General features: G+C 70.4%; 11 protein-coding genes. 4 read left to right on the top strand and 7 right to left on the bottom strand.

What is annotated here, in order from left to right:
- Window positions 1-30: 30 nt before the first annotated feature.
- Together J7I94_RS16185 and J7I94_RS16180 are read right to left on the bottom strand one after the other, a co-directional pair.
- Entirely contained in the window at window positions 31-1,329 is a 1,299-nt protein-coding gene (locus J7I94_RS16185) for a M18 family aminopeptidase (protein ID WP_215167807.1), read from the bottom strand.
- 93 nt (window positions 1,330-1,422) lie between these two features.
- Entirely contained in the window at window positions 1,423-3,249 is a 1,827-nt protein-coding gene (locus tag J7I94_RS16180) for an acyl-CoA dehydrogenase (RefSeq protein WP_215167806.1), read from the bottom strand.
- Between the two features lie 160 nt (window positions 3,250-3,409).
- Between J7I94_RS16180 and J7I94_RS16175 the strand changes: the two genes are divergently transcribed.
- The 3 genes from J7I94_RS16175 to J7I94_RS16165 all read left to right on the top strand — a co-directional run bounded on the left by J7I94_RS16175 (window position 3,410) and on the right by J7I94_RS16165 (window position 6,111).
- The gene (locus J7I94_RS16175) at window positions 3,410-3,874 is read left to right on the top strand and encodes an SseB family protein (protein WP_215167805.1); all 465 of its coding nucleotides are present in this window, start codon (window positions 3,410-3,412) and stop codon (window positions 3,872-3,874) included.
- A gap of 120 nt (window positions 3,875-3,994) precedes the next feature.
- Window positions 3,995-4,972: a pirin family protein gene (locus J7I94_RS16170; RefSeq protein ID WP_215167804.1), complete on the top strand. Its 978-nt coding sequence runs from the start codon at window positions 3,995-3,997 to the stop codon at window positions 4,970-4,972.
- A gap of 80 nt (window positions 4,973-5,052) precedes the next feature.
- A complete protein-coding gene (locus J7I94_RS16165) occupies window positions 5,053-6,111 on the top strand; it encodes an AI-2E family transporter (protein WP_215167803.1) in 1,059 nt (352 codons plus the stop codon).
- Here the strand turns inward: J7I94_RS16165 and J7I94_RS16160 are convergent.
- A complete protein-coding gene (locus tag J7I94_RS16160; protein WP_215167802.1) occupies window positions 6,069-8,210 on the bottom strand; it encodes a SpoIIE family protein phosphatase in 2,142 nt (713 codons plus the stop codon). The genes J7I94_RS16165 and J7I94_RS16160 overlap by 43 nt on opposite strands.
- 213 nt (window positions 8,211-8,423) lie before the next feature.
- Between J7I94_RS16160 and aspS the strand changes: the two genes are divergently transcribed.
- On the top strand, window positions 8,424-10,187 hold the full coding sequence (gene aspS / locus J7I94_RS16155) for an aspartate--tRNA ligase (protein WP_215167801.1): 1,764 nt from the start codon (window positions 8,424-8,426) through the stop codon (window positions 10,185-10,187).
- A gap of 77 nt (window positions 10,188-10,264) precedes the next feature.
- Here the strand turns inward: aspS and J7I94_RS16150 are convergent, their stop codons facing one another.
- From J7I94_RS16150 to J7I94_RS16135, 4 genes are all read right to left on the bottom strand, one after another.
- Complete coding sequence (locus J7I94_RS16150; RefSeq protein WP_215167800.1) at window positions 10,265-11,767, bottom strand: polysaccharide pyruvyl transferase family protein; 1,503 nt, start codon at window positions 11,765-11,767, stop codon at window positions 10,265-10,267.
- A gap of 168 nt (window positions 11,768-11,935) precedes the next feature.
- Entirely contained in the window at window positions 11,936-12,301 is a 366-nt protein-coding gene (locus J7I94_RS16145; protein ID WP_215167799.1) for a PH domain-containing protein, read from the bottom strand.
- Between the two features lie 123 nt (window positions 12,302-12,424).
- Window positions 12,425-14,041: a methionine--tRNA ligase gene (gene metG / locus J7I94_RS16140; RefSeq protein WP_215167798.1), complete on the bottom strand. Its 1,617-nt coding sequence runs from the start codon at window positions 14,039-14,041 to the stop codon at window positions 12,425-12,427.
- Between the two features lie 10 nt (window positions 14,042-14,051).
- Window positions 14,052-14,893 (bottom strand): VWA domain-containing protein (locus tag J7I94_RS16135; RefSeq protein ID WP_215167797.1); only part of this gene is annotated, 842 nt, incomplete at its 5' end.

The following is a 14,893-nucleotide window of genomic DNA, read 5'->3' as shown; positions in this document are numbered from 1 at the left end:
GAGGCAACACCCATGCGGTGTCGGGCCGTTCTACGACCGGAGGAACGCCACCAGCGCGTTCGCCAGCAACCGCGGGTCGTCGGCGCCGCACAGCTCGCGGGCGCTGTGCATCGACAGGATGGCGGTGCCGATGTCGACGGTCCGGATGCCGTGCCGGGCGGCGGTGATCGGGCCGATCGTCGTGCCGCACGGCATGGAGTTGTTGGAGACGAACGACTGGAAGGGGACGCCCGCCTTCTCGCAGGCGGCGGCGAACACCGCGCGGCCCGAACCGTCCGTCGCGTACCGGTTGTTGACGTTGACCTTGAGGATCGGGCCGCCGTTGACGCGCGGGTGGTGCGTCGGGTCGTGCCGCTCCGCGTAGTTGGGGTGGACGGCGTGGCCGGTGTCGGAGGACAGACAGACGGTGCCGGCGAAGGCACGGGCCCGGTCCTCGAACGTACCGCCGCGCGCCAGCACCGAGCGTTCCAGCACGGTGCCGAGCAGCGGCCCGTCCGCACCGGTGTCCGACTGCGAGCCGGTCTCCTCGTGGTCGAAGGCGGCGAGGACCGGGATGTACGACAGTCCGGCCGCGTCGGTCGCTGCGGCGGCCAGCGCGGCCACCCCCGCGTGCACGGAGAGCAGGTTGTCCATGCGCGGTCCGGCGACCAGCTCCCGGTCGCGGCCCAGGTACGCCGGGGCCTCCACGGAGTGCGTCATCAGGTCCCAGCCGGTGACCGAACCGGCGTCGAGACCCGCCTCCTGCTCCAGGAAGGCGATCAGGTCGCCGTCGCCGACGGTGCCGGCCAGGCCCCAGACGGGCTGGAGGTGGCGCTGCTTGTCGAGCTTGAGGCCGTCGGCGGTGACGTTGCGGTCCAGGTGGATGGCGAGCTGCGGGACGCGCAGCAGGGGCCGGTCGACGTTGACGAGGCGGGCCGAGCCGTCGCGCAGGGTGAGGCGGCCGGCCAGGCCCAGGTCGCGGTCGAGCCAGGAGTTCAGCAGCGGGCCGCCGTAGATCTCCACGGCGACCTGGCGCCAGCCGTGCGCCCCGGTGTCGGGACGCGGCTTGACGCGCAGGTTGGGCGAGTCGGTGTGGGCGCCGACGACGCGGAAGGGGGTGTGCGGATCGGCGCCCTCGGGGACGTACCAGGCGATGATCGCGCCGCCGCGCAGGACGTACTTGCCGCCGCTCGTGGCGTCCCAGGCGTCCGTCTCCGCGACCTGCCTGAAGCCCGCCTTCTCCAGTCGCTGGGCGGCGTTCGCCACGGCGTGGTACGGCGTCGGGGACGCCGCGAGGAAGGACATCAGGTCATCGGTGTGGCCGCGGTCGAAGCGGGGGGGTTCGCTCATGGGGCCACCTTAACGACGGGGCGTTCACCCGCACGACGGGCGAGGGCCCGCTCCCGGTCGTCGTCCACCGGGAGCGGGCCCTCGGCACGGTGCCTAGAACGCGGCCTCGTCCAGCTCCATCAGGTCCAGCTCGACGCCCTGGGCGACCTTGCGGGCCAGGGTGACGCCGGGCAGGACGTTCGCCGCGAAGAACTTCGCCGCGGCGATCTTGCCGGTGTAGAACGCCTTGTCCTTCGCGGACGCGGCCGGCAGCTTCTCGGCGGCGACCGCGGCGCCCTTGAGCAGCAGGTAGCCGACGATCACGTCACCGGAGGCCATCAGCAGGCGGGTGGTGTTGAGCCCGACCTTGTAGATGTTCTTGACGTCCTGCTCGGTGGCGGCGAGGTCGGTGAGCATCTGGCCGACGATCGCCTCCAGTTCGACGGCGGCCTTGGCGAGGTGCTCGCGGGCGCCCGCCAGTTCGTCGCCGCCGGTGCCGAGGGCGAGGAACTTCTTGATGTCCTCGGCGAGCGAGTTCAGCGCGGCGCCCTGGTTGCGGACGATCTTCCGGAAGAAGTAGTCCTGCCCCTGGATCGCCGTGGTGCCCTCGTACAGGGTGTCGATCTTGGCGTCGCGGATGTACTGCTCGACCGGGTACTCCTGGAGGAACCCGGAGCCGCCGAAGGTCTGGAGCGACTGGGCGAGCTGCTCGTACGCCTTCTCCGAGCCGTAGCCCTTGACGATCGGCAGCAGCAGGTCGTTGAGGGCGTGGTCGGCGGCGGAGTCCTCGCCGTTCGCCTCCTTGACCTGGATGGTGTCCTGCACGGCCGCGGTGTACATCACCAGGGCGCGCATGCCCTCGGCGTACGCCTTCTGCGTCATCAGCGAGCGGCGGACGTCGGGGTGATGGGTGATGGTGACCTTGGGCGCGGTCTTGTCCATGAAGTTGGCCAGGTCGGGGCCCTGGACGCGCTCCTTGGCGTACTCCAGCGCGTTGAGGTAGCCCGTCGACAGGGTGGAGATGGCCTTCGTGCCGACCATCATGCGGGCGAACTCGATGATGCGGAACATCTGGCGGATGCCGTCGTGCTTGTCGCCGATCAGCCAGCCCTTGGCGGGGTGGCGGTCGCCGAAGGTCATCTCGCAGGTATTGGAGGCCTTCAGGCCCATCTTGTGCTCGACGTTGGTGGCGTAGACGCCGTTGCGCGCGCCCAGCTCGCCGGTCTCGACGTCGAACTCGTACTTCGGCACGAGGAAGAGGGACAGGCCCTTGGTGCCGGGGCCGGCGCCCTCGGGGCGGGCCAGCACGTAGTGGAGGATGTTCTCCGACATGTCGTGCTCGCCGGACGTGATGAACCGCTTGACGCCCTCGATGTGCCAGGAGCCGTCCTCCTGCTGGACCGCCTTGGTGCGGCCGGCGCCGACGTCCGAGCCCGCGTCCGGCTCGGTGAGCACCATGGTCGAGCCCCACTGCCGCTCGACCGCGATCTTCGCGATCTGCTTCTGGACCTCGTTGCCCTCGTCGAAGAGGATGCCCGCGAAGGCCGGGCCGGAGGAGTACATCCACACGGCCGGGTTGGCGCCCAGGACCAGCTCCGCGTACGCCCAGATCAGGGAGCGCGGGGAGGTGGTGCCGCCGATCTCCTCGGGCAGGCCGAGGCGCCAGTACTCGGAGTCCATGAAGGCCTGGTAGCTCTTCTTGAAGGACGCCGGGACGGGGGCGGTGTTCGTCTCGGGGTCGAAGACCGGCGGGTTGCGGTCGGCGTCCTCGAAGGAGGCGGCCAGCTCGTTCTCGGAGAGGCGGGTCAGCTCCTCCAGGACGCTCTTGGCGGTGTCGACGTCCATCTCCCCGAACGGACCGGTGCCGTACACCTCGTCGCGTCCCAGCACTTCGAAGAGGTTGAACTCGATGTCGCGGAGATTCGGTTTGTAGTGCCCCATGACTGAGCTCCGTTGCGAGATCGGCGAGGCACTGACTCCTCGCGCCTGTTCCACGTACCAGCCACGTACCGGCTGGTAGCTACGATGATGCTACCCGTCGGTAATAAGTCGCAACCCCGACCGCTCCATCTGTGACCCTTCACTCGCTAGGCTTTGGGTCATGTACGGCTACGACCAGACCGCGGGCCCGCAGCAGCAGTACGCCCCGCCGCAGCAGCCGATGTCCGGCGGATACGGGCAGCAGCCGCCGCTGTACCCCGAGCCGTCCCCGCCCTCGCTCGCGGACGCGGTGCGGGCCTTCACCACCGGACAGCTGGCCGCCGAGGACTTCCAGCAGGTCTTCGCGACCTCGAAGGTCTACTGCCCGCGCGGCGACAACCCCGGCTTCCTCGCCCTGCACAACACCCAGCAGCCGGTGATCCCCATGTTCACCACGCTCAAGGAGCTGCGCCGGTACGCGGGCAAGGAGTCCAAGTACTTCGTGATCACCGGTGCCGAGGTGCTCGACCTGCTGCCGACCGGGTACGGGTTCGTCCTCGACATGGAGGGGGAGCACCGGATGGTCTTCGACGCCAAGGCCGTCGAACAGATGGTCGATTTCGCGATGCGGCGGATGTACGGCTGAGACCGGCCGCGTATACCGGTGGAGCCCGGAGGGAATGCCCTCCGGGCTCTCGCCGTTCTGGGGTAGCAAGAAGTTCAACGCTCAACTAAAGTGGAACGCACGCCGCCCAAGGAGGTCGACATGCCTGCCGTGACCGTCGAGAACCCGCTCATGCTTCCCCGCGTGACCGCGCCCGCGGACGCGGTGGCGCGCCCCGTGCTCACCGTCACGACCGCGCCCAGCGGTTTCGAGGGCGAGGGCTTCCCGGTGCGCCGCGCGTTCGCCGGGATCAACTACCGCCACCTCGACCCGTTCATCATGATGGACCAGATGGGCGAGGTGGAGTACGCGCCCGGAGAGCCCAAGGGCACCCCCTGGCACCCGCACCGCGGCTTCGAGACCGTCACCTACATCATCGACGGCATCTTCGACCACCAGGACAGCCACGGCGGTGGCGGCACCATCACCAACGGCGACACCCAGTGGATGACGGCGGGCAGCGGCCTGCTGCACATCGAGGCGCCGCCGGAGTCCCTCGTCATGTCCGGCGGCCTCTTCCACGGGCTCCAGCTGTGGGTGAACCTGCCGGCCAAGGACAAGATGATGGCCCCGAAGTACCAGGACATCCGCGGCGGCAGCGTGGCCCTGCTGGCCTCCCCGGACGGCGGTGCGCTGGTCCGGGTCATCGCCGGCGAGCTGGACGGCCACCAGGGGCCCGGCTCCACCTTCACGCCGATCACCATGATCCACGCGACGCTCGCGCCGGGCGCCGAACTGACCCTGCCCTGGCGCGAGGACTTCAACGGCCTCGCGTACGTCCTCGCCGGGCGCGGCTCCGTGGGCGCCGAGCGCCGGCCGGTGCACACCGGGCAGGCCGCCGTCTTCGGCGCCGGTTCCTCGCTCACCGTGCGGGCTGACGAGAAGCAGGACGGGAACACCCCCGACCTGGAGGTCGTCCTGCTCGGCGGGCGGCCCATCCGGGAGCCCATGGTCCACTACGGCCCGTTCGTGATGAACACCCGCGACGAGCTGCAGCAGGCCTTCGAGGACTTCCAGAAGGGGCGGCTGGGCAGCGTTCCGGCGGTGCACGGGATGTCGGAGACGGGGCCGGACGCCTGACGCGTGGTCGGCTGACGGTACGTCACCCGGGTGGGCCGTCCTGACGGGACGGCCCACCTCGCGCGTGGTCGGCTGGGGGAGTGCAGCTGCTTCCCGTCCCGGTCCGTCGGTTCGCCGCCTGGTGTGCCGTTCTCCTGCTCGCCGCCGGGGTCGGCTACCTCGGCATCAGGCTCTGCGTGGAGCTGCGGACCGCCGTGATCCCCGCGCTGCTCGCGCTGCTCGGGACCGCGCTGCTGCGCCCGCTGTACCGGCGGCTGGTGGCGGCCCACGTGCAGCGGTCGCTGGCCGCGGGGCTCACCTGTGTCGCCGTGGTCGCGGTGGTCGGCGGGGCCGTGTACATCGTGGTCGCCGCGCTCATCGACACCGGCGATCAGATCGTGGCGTCCCTGAAGGCCTCCGCGCGGGATCTCGCCGAGCACTTCGGCGCGGTCGGCACCTCGGTGGACGACCTGGCCTCCAACGCCCGGGAGCTGCTGGGCAAGTTCGGCGGGACGGCCGCCTCGGGGGTGATCAGCGGGGTCAGCGTGGTCGGGGAGACCGCCGCCATGGCCGTATTGGCGCTGCTGCTGGTCTTCTTCTTCCTGCGCGACTCCGACCGGGCGGCCGGCACCGTACGGGCGCTGGTGCCGCACAGCGGCGGGGACATGGTGGAGGCGATGGCCCGGCGGGCCTTCGGGGCCGTCGAGGGGTTCATGCGGGGGACCACGATCATCGCCCTGATCGACGCGGCCTGCATCACGGTGGGGTTGCTGGTGCTGCGCGTCCCGGGGGCCCTGGGGCTCGGGGCGCTGGTCTTCGTCGGCGCGTACATTCCCTACCTCGGCGCGTTCATCTCCGGCGCGGTGGCGGTGCTCGTCGCGCTCGCCGACCGGGGGTTCGTCATCGCGCTGTGGGCGCTCGGCGTGGTGGTCGCCGTGCAGCTGCTGGAGGGGCACGTGCTCCAGCCGATGGTGCAGAGCCGTACCGTGCGGATGCATCCGGCCGTGGTGCTGCTGGCGCTGACCGCGGGGGCCTCGGTCGCGGGCATCCTGGGGATGCTGCTGGCGGTGCCGCTGACCGCCGCCGGGGTCGGCATCGTGCACGAGGTGCAGAACCGCTACGCGGAGACCGGCCCCGCCACCGGCACGGCGGACTCGTAGAGGTCGAACCAGATGCTCTTGCCCTCGCCGCGCGGGGTGACGCCCCACTCGTCGGCGAGCATCTCGATCAGCATCAGGCCCCGCCCGGAGGACGCCATCTCGCCCGGAGTGCGCTTGTGCGGCAGGTCCTGGCCGGCGTCGGTGACCTCGACCCGGATGCGGCGCCCGCCGGGATCGCCGGTGACCTCGGCGACCATCAGCGCGTCGGTGTCGGTGTGCACCAGGACGTTGGTCAGCGTCTCGGAGAGCAGCAGCACCGCGGAGTCCTTCTGGTCCTCGCTGGGCCAGTCGTACAGCAGGTCGCGCAGATGCCGCCGCGCGGTGCCGATCCGCTCCGGCTCGGCCTGCGCGACCGTGAGCATCGTGCGGCGGCCCGGCGGACGGGGGTGGGCCGCGTCGCCGCAGTTGTCGTCCTTCCCCGTCCGGCAGAGCATCAGGAAGGCGATGTCGTCCTCCCGGCGGTCGGCGAGCGGGCCGGTGGTGTGGTGGGAGGACGGCCCGTGGACGGCCTGGACCATCGCGTCGGCCAGTTCCTCCAGGCCGCTGGTGCGGTGCTCCTCCAGGACGGCGCGCAGCCGCAGCCAGCCGGAGTCCAGGTCGTGGCCGCCGGTCTCCAGCACGCCGTCGGTGATCAGCATCAGCGTCTCGCCGGGCTCCAGGGCGAGCCGCGTGGTGGGGTAGTCGCTGTCCGGGTCGACGCCCAGCGGCAGCCCGCCGGCCGTGGACCGGACCAGCACCGTCCCGTCCGCCATCCGCATCCCCGGGTCGAGGTGGCCGGCGCGGGCGGTCTCCAGGGTCCCGGTGGCGGGGTCGACCTCGACGTAGAGGCAGGTGGCGAAGCGGGTGTCGCCGGGGTCGTCGGCGGCCTGGGTGAGCCCGTGGAAGAAGCGGGACGCGCGGGAGAGCACCGCGTCGGGGCGGTGGCCCTCGGAGGCGTAGGCGCGCAGGGCGATGCGCAGCTGGCCCATCAGCCCCGCGGCCCGTACGTCATGGCCCTGTACGTCGCCGATGACCAGGGCGAGGCGGTCGTGGGGCAGCGGGATCACGTCGTACCAGTCGCCGCCCACCTGGAGTCCGCCGCCGGTGGGGACGTAGCGGGCGGTGATCCGCACGCCCGGGATCTCCGGGCCCACCGCGGGGAGCATGGAGCGCTGGAGCCCGTCGGTCAGCTCCCGCTGGGTCTCGTCGGCGCTCGCCCGGGACAGGGCCTGCGCCATCATCCGGGCCACGGTGGTCAGCACCGACCGCTCGTCCGGGGTGAAGGTGACCGGGTAGGAGAAGGCGGCCATCCAGGCGCCCATCGTGCGGCCCGCCACGGTCAGCGGCAGGAACGCCCAGGAGTGCCGCTGGAAGGACTTGGCCAGCGGCCAGGTGAGCGGGTAGCGGGCGGCGTACTCCTCGGGGGAGGAGAGGTAGACGGCGCGGCCGGTGCGGACCACCTCGGCGGCCGGGTAGTCGGTCTCCAGCGCCATCCGGGCGAACGGGCTGTCCTGGCGCTCCGGCTGGGTGCGGTGGCCGATGATGGCCAGCTCGTCGCCCTCGACGCCGAAGACGGCCAGCCCGTCCGGCGAGAATCCCGGCATCGACAGCCCCGCCGCGACCCGCAGCACCTCCTCCGTCGACCGCGCCTCGGCCAGTGCCCGGCCCGCGTCCAGCAGGAACGCCTCGCGGGAGCGGCGCCAGTCACCGGTGACCGCGCCGCTCCCGGCGGCGGTGCCCGGCGACGGTTCGGTGACCTCCTGGAGGGTGCCGACCACCCGGTAGGTCTTGCTCCCGGGGTCGAAGGAGGGCTTGGAGCGGCTGCGGGCCACCCGGACGACCCGCCCCTGTCCGTCCACGATCCGGACGCGGACCTCGGCGACCGTGCCCTCGGTGGCGGCGAGCCGGACGACGCCGATGATCTCGTTCCAGTCGACCGGGTGCAGCCGGGAGCGGACCTCGGTCTGCTGGAGACTCACCCGGCGGGCGGGCAGCCCGAGCAGCCGTGCCGCCTCGGCGTCGACCGTGACGAGCCCGGTGGCCGTGTCCCAGTGCCACAGGCCGGTCGCGAGGGCGGCCAGGACGTCCCCCACAGCGGGCAGGGGCTCACCAGTGCGCATTGCTCCACTCTATGGAGAGGTGATCGCAGGTTGCCACCGGTCGTGGTGATGCCGGTGGTCCCGCGGTGCCGATCGTCGATGGTGCCGGTGGTCGTGGCGGGGTGACGGCCGCGGCGGAGCCAATGGGGAGGAAGCGGGGACCGGCCGCCCGGTACGCTGGGGTTGTTTCACGTGAAACGCCCACCCCGATCCGCGAAGACTGGATGAACGACGATGCATCGGTACAGGTCCCACACCTGCGGCGAGCTCCGCGCCTCTGACGTCGGCAGCGACGTCCGGCTGAGCGGCTGGCTGCACAATCGGCGCGACCTGGGCGGCATCCTCTTCATCGATCTGCGTGATCACTACGGCATCACCCAGCTCGTCGCCCGTCCGGGCACGGACGCGTACGAGGCGCTGGACAAGCTGACCAAGGAGTCCACCGTCCGGGTGGACGGCAAGGTCGTCTCGCGCGGTGCCGAGAACGTCAACCCGGACCTGCCCACCGGTGAGGTCGAGGTCGAGGTCGGCGAGGTCGAGCTGCTCGGCGCCGCCCAGCCGCTGCCGTTCACCATCAACACCGAGGACGGGGTGAACGAGGAGCGGCGCCTGGAGTACCGCTTCCTGGACCTGCGCCGCGAGCGCATGCACCGCAACATCATGCTGCGTACGTCGGTGATCTCCTCGATCCGCAGCAAGATGGTCGCCCTCGGCTTCAACGAGATGGCGACGCCGATCCTGACCGCCACCTCCCCCGAGGGCGCCCGCGACTTCGTCGTCCCCTCCCGGCTGCACGCGGGCCGCTTCTACGCGCTGCCCCAGGCGCCGCAGCAGTTCAAGCAGCTGCTGATGATCTCGGGCTTCGACCGCTACTTCCAGATCGCGCCCTGCTTCCGCGACGAGGACGCCCGAGCCGACCGCTCGCCGGGCGAGTTCTACCAGCTCGACGTCGAGATGAGCTTCGTCGAGCAGGAGGACGTCTTCCAGCCGATCGAGCAGCTGATGACGGAGCTGTTCACGGAGTTCGGCAACGGCCGGGAAGTGACCTCTCCCTTCCCGCGCATCCCGTTCCGCGAGGCGATGCTCAAGTACGGCTCCGACAAGCCGGACCTGCGCGCCAAGCTGGAGCTGGTGGACATCACCGACATCTTCGAGGGCTCGGAGTTCAAGGCCTTCGCCGGCAAGCACGTGCGCGCGCTGCCGGTGCCGGACGTCGCGGCCCAGCCGCGCAAGTTCTTCGACCAGCTCGGTGACTACGCAGTCTCCCAGGGCGCCAAGGGCCTGGCCTGGGTCCGGGTCGGCGAGGACGGCTCGCTGACCGGCCCGATCGCGAAGTTCCTGACGGAGGAGAACGTCGCGGAGCTGACCAAGCGGCTGTCGCTGGCCGCCGGGCACGCGGTGTTCTTCGGCGCGGGCGAGTTCGACGAGGTCTCCAAGATCATGGGCGCGGTGCGGGTCGAGGCCGCCAAGCGCGCCGGGCAGTTCGAGGAGAACGTCTTCCGGTTCTGCTGGATCGTGGACTTCCCGATGTACGAGAAGGACGAGGAGACGGGGAAGATCGACTTCTCCCACAACCCGTTCTCGATGCCGCAGGGCGGCATGGAAGCCCTCCAGTCCCAGGACCCGCTGTCCATCCTCGCCTGGCAGTACGACATCGTCTGCAACGGTGTGGAGCTGTCCTCCGGCGCGATCCGGAACCACGAGCCGGACATCATGCTGAAGGCGTTCGAGATCGCCGGTTACGACGCGGAGACCGTCGAGCGCGAGTTCGCCGGCATGCTGCGCGCGTTCCGCTTCGGCGCCCCGCCGCACGGCGGCATCGCCCCCGGCGTCGACCGCATCGTCATGCTGCTGGCCGACGAGCCCAACATCCGCGAGACCATCGCCTTCCCGCTCAACGGCAACGCCCAGGACCTGATGATGGGCGCCCCGACGGAGCTGGACGAGTCCCGGCTCAGGGAGCTGCACCTGTCGGTGCGCAAGCCGCAGCCGAAGTAGGACGGCGGTACGCGCGCGAAGGCGCCCGGGACGGAACGTCATCCGTCCCGGGCGCCTTCGCGTGTGCGGCGGTCGGGTCAGCCCTTGTCGCCGCCGCCGGAGAGCTTGCGGGTGCGGCGGCGCAGGGCCGGGCCCAGGCGGACCAGGAGCCGCTTGTCGATGCCGTTGACCTTGCGTTCCACGGCGGCCAGGGTCTTGCGGGCGGCCTGCAGCTCCGCCTGGACGGCGTCCAGCCGCTTCGCCGTCTCCTCGGCGCGCTGCTCGGCGGCGGCCAGCTCGGCGCGCAGCTCCTTGGCCTGCTTGGCCTGCTTCCGCGCCTGCTCACGGGTCTTCTCGGAGACCGTGGTGAGCTGCTCGCGCAGGCGGCTGAAGCGGTAGCGCAGCTGCCCGTCGTCCGTACCGTCCCAGACCGGCATCGACGCGGGCAGGTCGAGAGCGGCCATCCGCGTCTCGAAGGCGGCGCCGCCGTCGCCGTGCGTGTAGGTGTTCTTCAGGTCGTTGCGGTCCAGGAAGGCGACGATCCGCTCGAAGCGTTCGCCGTGGTTCTTGAGCATCGCGGAGAAGTCGGCGTTCTCGTACAGGTCGCGCGGGTCGGTGTCGGCGGGCAGCTCCGCCAGCGACCGGTGCGGGATGTCGAAGTACCGGCACAGCTCCAGGGTGCGCGAGTCGTGGGTGAGGACGACGCTGGGGGTGCCGGCGAGCAGGGCGGCGACGTTGCCGTGGATGCGGGTGCCGTAGGCGAAGTCGTAGTCCCGCAGTTCCTTGATCCAGGTCGCCGGGTCCAGGGGCATGCGCACCTTGTTCTCGCGCAGCAGGGGGTGGGTGAGGTGGCGCGGGAAGGGGTCGGTGACGCCGGACTCGGGGGTGGTGTCGCCCCAGAGCAGCAGTTCGGCGTCGTCGGTGTTCTGCGCGTAGTACGTGAGGTGCGGGTAGTGCTCCCAGGCGTGCCGGGCGATGCCGGCGATGTCGCCGACGGGTATCGCGTCCGGCGAGAGGTTGACGGCGACGCGGGAGGCGGCGGTCAGCTCGGCGGTCCGGATCTCCGGGAACGTGGCACCGTACAGGAACATCGACGGGCAGCCGATGATGTCGACGTCCTTGAAGCCCAGGCTGTTGAGATAGCCGGCGGTCAGTTCGCCGCGGACGCCGATGGAGGCGGACCGCTCCAGGACCGCGGAGGCGAAGCGCTTGACGGAGGCCGCCATCGGGCCGAGCCCGCCGGTGTCGTAGTCGTCGGGGGCCTGGGCGCCGACGCCGAAGACCACCACCGGGATGGTGAGCTGCTCGATCAGGGTGGAGAGCCGGTCCAGCGAGGCGTGGAAGCTCGGGCGGAAGGCGTTGGCGAGCGGGACGACGAACACGTCGTACTGCTCGTTGATCTCCGCGGCGCGGCGGGCCGAGGGGTCGGTACGGATGCCGTTGGAGGTCACCTCGGTGTCCGGTGCCGAGAGCATCTTGTGGGCGGAGTCGCTGAACAGCAGGTTGCCGGTGTTGGTGCCGATCAGATCCTGCTGGATGAACTCCGTCGGGGTGGCCACGCGGAACGGGCTCTTTCCGGAGCGGATGAGGATGCGCTTCACGACAGTCCCTCGGTACGCGGGCGGACTCGGCTGCGTACCGGTCGGCGCGACCGCGACGCACACCCGTGCGGGGGATGTGCGTTCGATATGACCGCACGGGTGAGCAAACCTTATACGTCGGGTGAATGAGGCGTGAAGCGGTGGTGGCGCGGAAACCGTCACCAGGTCCTAGCGGGCCACGAACTGGGTCAGGATCGCCTGGACCTCGTAGATGTCGACGCCCTTGGTGAAGGTCTTCTGGAGGGGCGCGGGGGTGCCGGAGAGCCAGATCTTCAGTTCGGCGTCGAGGTCGAAGTGGCCGGCCGTCTCGACGGAGAAGTGGGTGATGCTGCGGTACGGGACGGAGTGGTACTCCGTCTTCTTGCCGGTGATGCCCTGCTTGTCGATCAGGATCAGGCGGCGGTCGGTGAAGAGGATGGTGTCGCGGATCAGCAGGTACGCGGCGTGCACCTGCTCGCCGTGGCCGAGCAGGCGCGCGTACTCCTGGGCCGCCTGTGTCGGGTTGATGCTGTGGGCGTTGCCGAACAGGGCCATGGGATCTGTCCCCCCGGATGAGCTGCGGCGACGGCCGGACGGCCCGCCTGGGGTGATCGTGGCAGAGCGCGGGGCCGGGGAGAAGGTTCCGCTCTCCCCGGCCCCGCGCTTGTGGCACGTGTGTTACGCGGTCGGCTTCTCCTCGAGACGCGGGAAGAGGACCGCGCCCTTGGTCACCGTCGAGCCGGCCGGCAGCCGGCCCCAGTCCGCGGCGTCCTGGATCCGCTGCTCGGCGAGGGCGCCCAGGGAGCCCTCCGCGCCGAGGGAGTCCCAGAGCTTCTGGGAGGTCTCCGGCATGACCGGGTTGAGCAGGACGGCGACGGCGCGGAGCGCCTCGGCGGCCGTGTAGAGGATGGTGGCCAGGCGGGCCTTGCCCTCGTCCGAGGTGTCCTTGGCCACCTTCCACGGCTCCTGCTCCGTGATGTAGCCGTTGACCTGCTTCACGAAGTCGAAGACGGCCAGGATGCCGCCCTGGAAGTCCAGCTCGTCGCCGATCTTGCGGTCGGCCTCGGTGACGGCCTTGGCGAGACCCGCGTGGATCGCCTCCTCGGCCGCGCCGTCGGCCGTGGCCTCGGGCAGGGAGCCGCCGAAGTACCTGCCGACCATGGCGGCGACGCGGGAAGCGAGGTTGCCGTAGTCGTTGGCCAGCTCGCTGGTGTAGCGGGCGGAGAAGTCCTCCCACGAGAACGAGCCGTCCTGGCCGAAGGCGATGGCGCGCAGGAAGTACCAGCGGTAGGCGTCCACGCCGAAGTGCGAGGTCAGGTCCTGCGGCTTGATGCCGGTCAGGTTCGACTTCGACATCTTCTCGCCGCCGACCATCAGCCAGCCGTTGGCGGCGACCTTGCCGGGCAGGGGCAGGCCCTGGGCCATCAGCATGGCCGGCCAGATCACCGCGTGGAAGCGGAGGATGTCCTTGCCGACCAGGTGCACGTCGGCGGGGAAGGTCTCCTCGAACTTCTGCTGGTTCTGGTTGTAGCCGACCGCCGTGGCGTAGTTCAGCAGTGCGTCGATCCACACGTAGATGACGTGCTTCTCGTCCCAGGGGATCGGGATGCCCCAGTCGAAGGTCGAGCGCGAGATGGAGAGGTCCTGGAGGCCCTGGCGGACGAAGTTGACGACCTCGTTGCGCGCGGACTCGGGCTGGATGAAGTCCGGGTTGGCCTCGTAGTGGGCGAGGAGCTTCTCGCCGTACGCGCTCAGCTTGAAGAAGTAGTTCTCCTCGCTGAGGATCTCCACCGGCTTCTTGTGGATCGGGCACAGCTTCTGGCCCGCGTACTCGCCCTCGCCGTCGAGCAGCTCGCCGGGGAGCTTGTACTCCTCGCAGCCCACGCAGTACGGGCCCTCGTAGCCGCCCTTGTAGATCTCGTCCTTGTCGTACAGGTCCTGCACGAACTCCTGGACGCGGTCGGTGTGCCGCTGCTGCGTGGTGCGGATGAAGTCGTCGTTGGCGATGTCGAGGTGTTCCCACAGGGGTTCCCAGGACTCGGTGACGAGCTTGTCCGCCCACTGCTGCGGGCTGACGCCGTTCGCCTCCGCCGTGCGCATGATCTTCTGACCGTGCTCGTCCGTGCCGGTGAGGTACCACACCTTCTCACCGCGCTGGCGGTGCCAGCGGGTGAGCACGTCGCCTGCGACGGTCGTATAGGCGTGGCCCAGGTGAGGAGCGTCGTTGACGTAGTAGATGGGGGTCGAGACGTAGAACGCCTTCGCCCCCTGCTTCTCGGTTCCAGTGGCCGCCATGGTCGAAATCCTACTTGGCCTGGGGAGATCCACTCACCCGCGTTTCCGGGCGCCAGGATGCGAGGACGCCCTCGTACAGCTCCTTGTCGGTCAGCTCGCGCGGGGTCGCGCCGGCGAGGAAGTACGACGTGTTGCCGGTCCTGAGCTTGCGGAGGTAGTCGAACGCCTTGTTCTCCGGGTCGCCGAAGGCGACGAAGGAGAAGAAGAGGGAGGGGTGCGTCTTCGCCGCCTCGGCGAGGGCCTGGGTGGCGGGGGTCTTGGCGTCGGGGGCGCCGTCCGTCTGGAAGATCACCAGGGCGGGGGCGGTGGGGTCCGCGGACTTGTCGTGGAGGGAGAGGACCTCGGCGACGGCGGCGTGGTAGCTGGTGCGGCCCATGCGGCCCAGCTCCGCGTGGGTGGTGTCGATCTTGTTCTCGTGGTCGGTGAGGGTGAGGGTGGTCGTTCCGTCGATCTCCGTGGAGAAGAAGACGACGGGGACGGCGGGGTCGGCCTCGACGTGCGCGGCGAGGGCGAGCGCCTGGTCGGCGAGGGCCTGGGCGGAGCCGTCCTTGTAGTACGGGCGCATGCTCGCGGAGCGGTCGAGGACGAGGTAGACCTTGGCGCGGGTGCCGGTGAGGTCTTTTTTGCGGAGGGTGGCGGCGGCGGCCTTGTGGGCGGGGAGGAGGTGGGGGGCGCGGGATCGGATGCGTGCGGGTGGGGTGGCGGGGGTTTTGGCCTCGCCTTCGGCTTCGGCCTCCTTTGTTTTCCCACCCGCACCGCCCGTGCTGCTTTCGTCTTCGGGTGCGGGTGGCCCCTGTGGGGGTTCTTCGACGTCGGCGGCTGCGGGTTCGGGGGTGGGGGCGGGAGTGGTGG

This window comes from Streptomyces sp. ISL-12, assembly GCF_018614415.1.
Taxonomy (GTDB): Bacteria; Actinomycetota; Actinomycetes; order Streptomycetales; family Streptomycetaceae; genus Streptomyces.
Note: the sequence above shows the minus strand (reverse complement) of the source record. Positions and strands in the feature narration are given on the sequence as shown.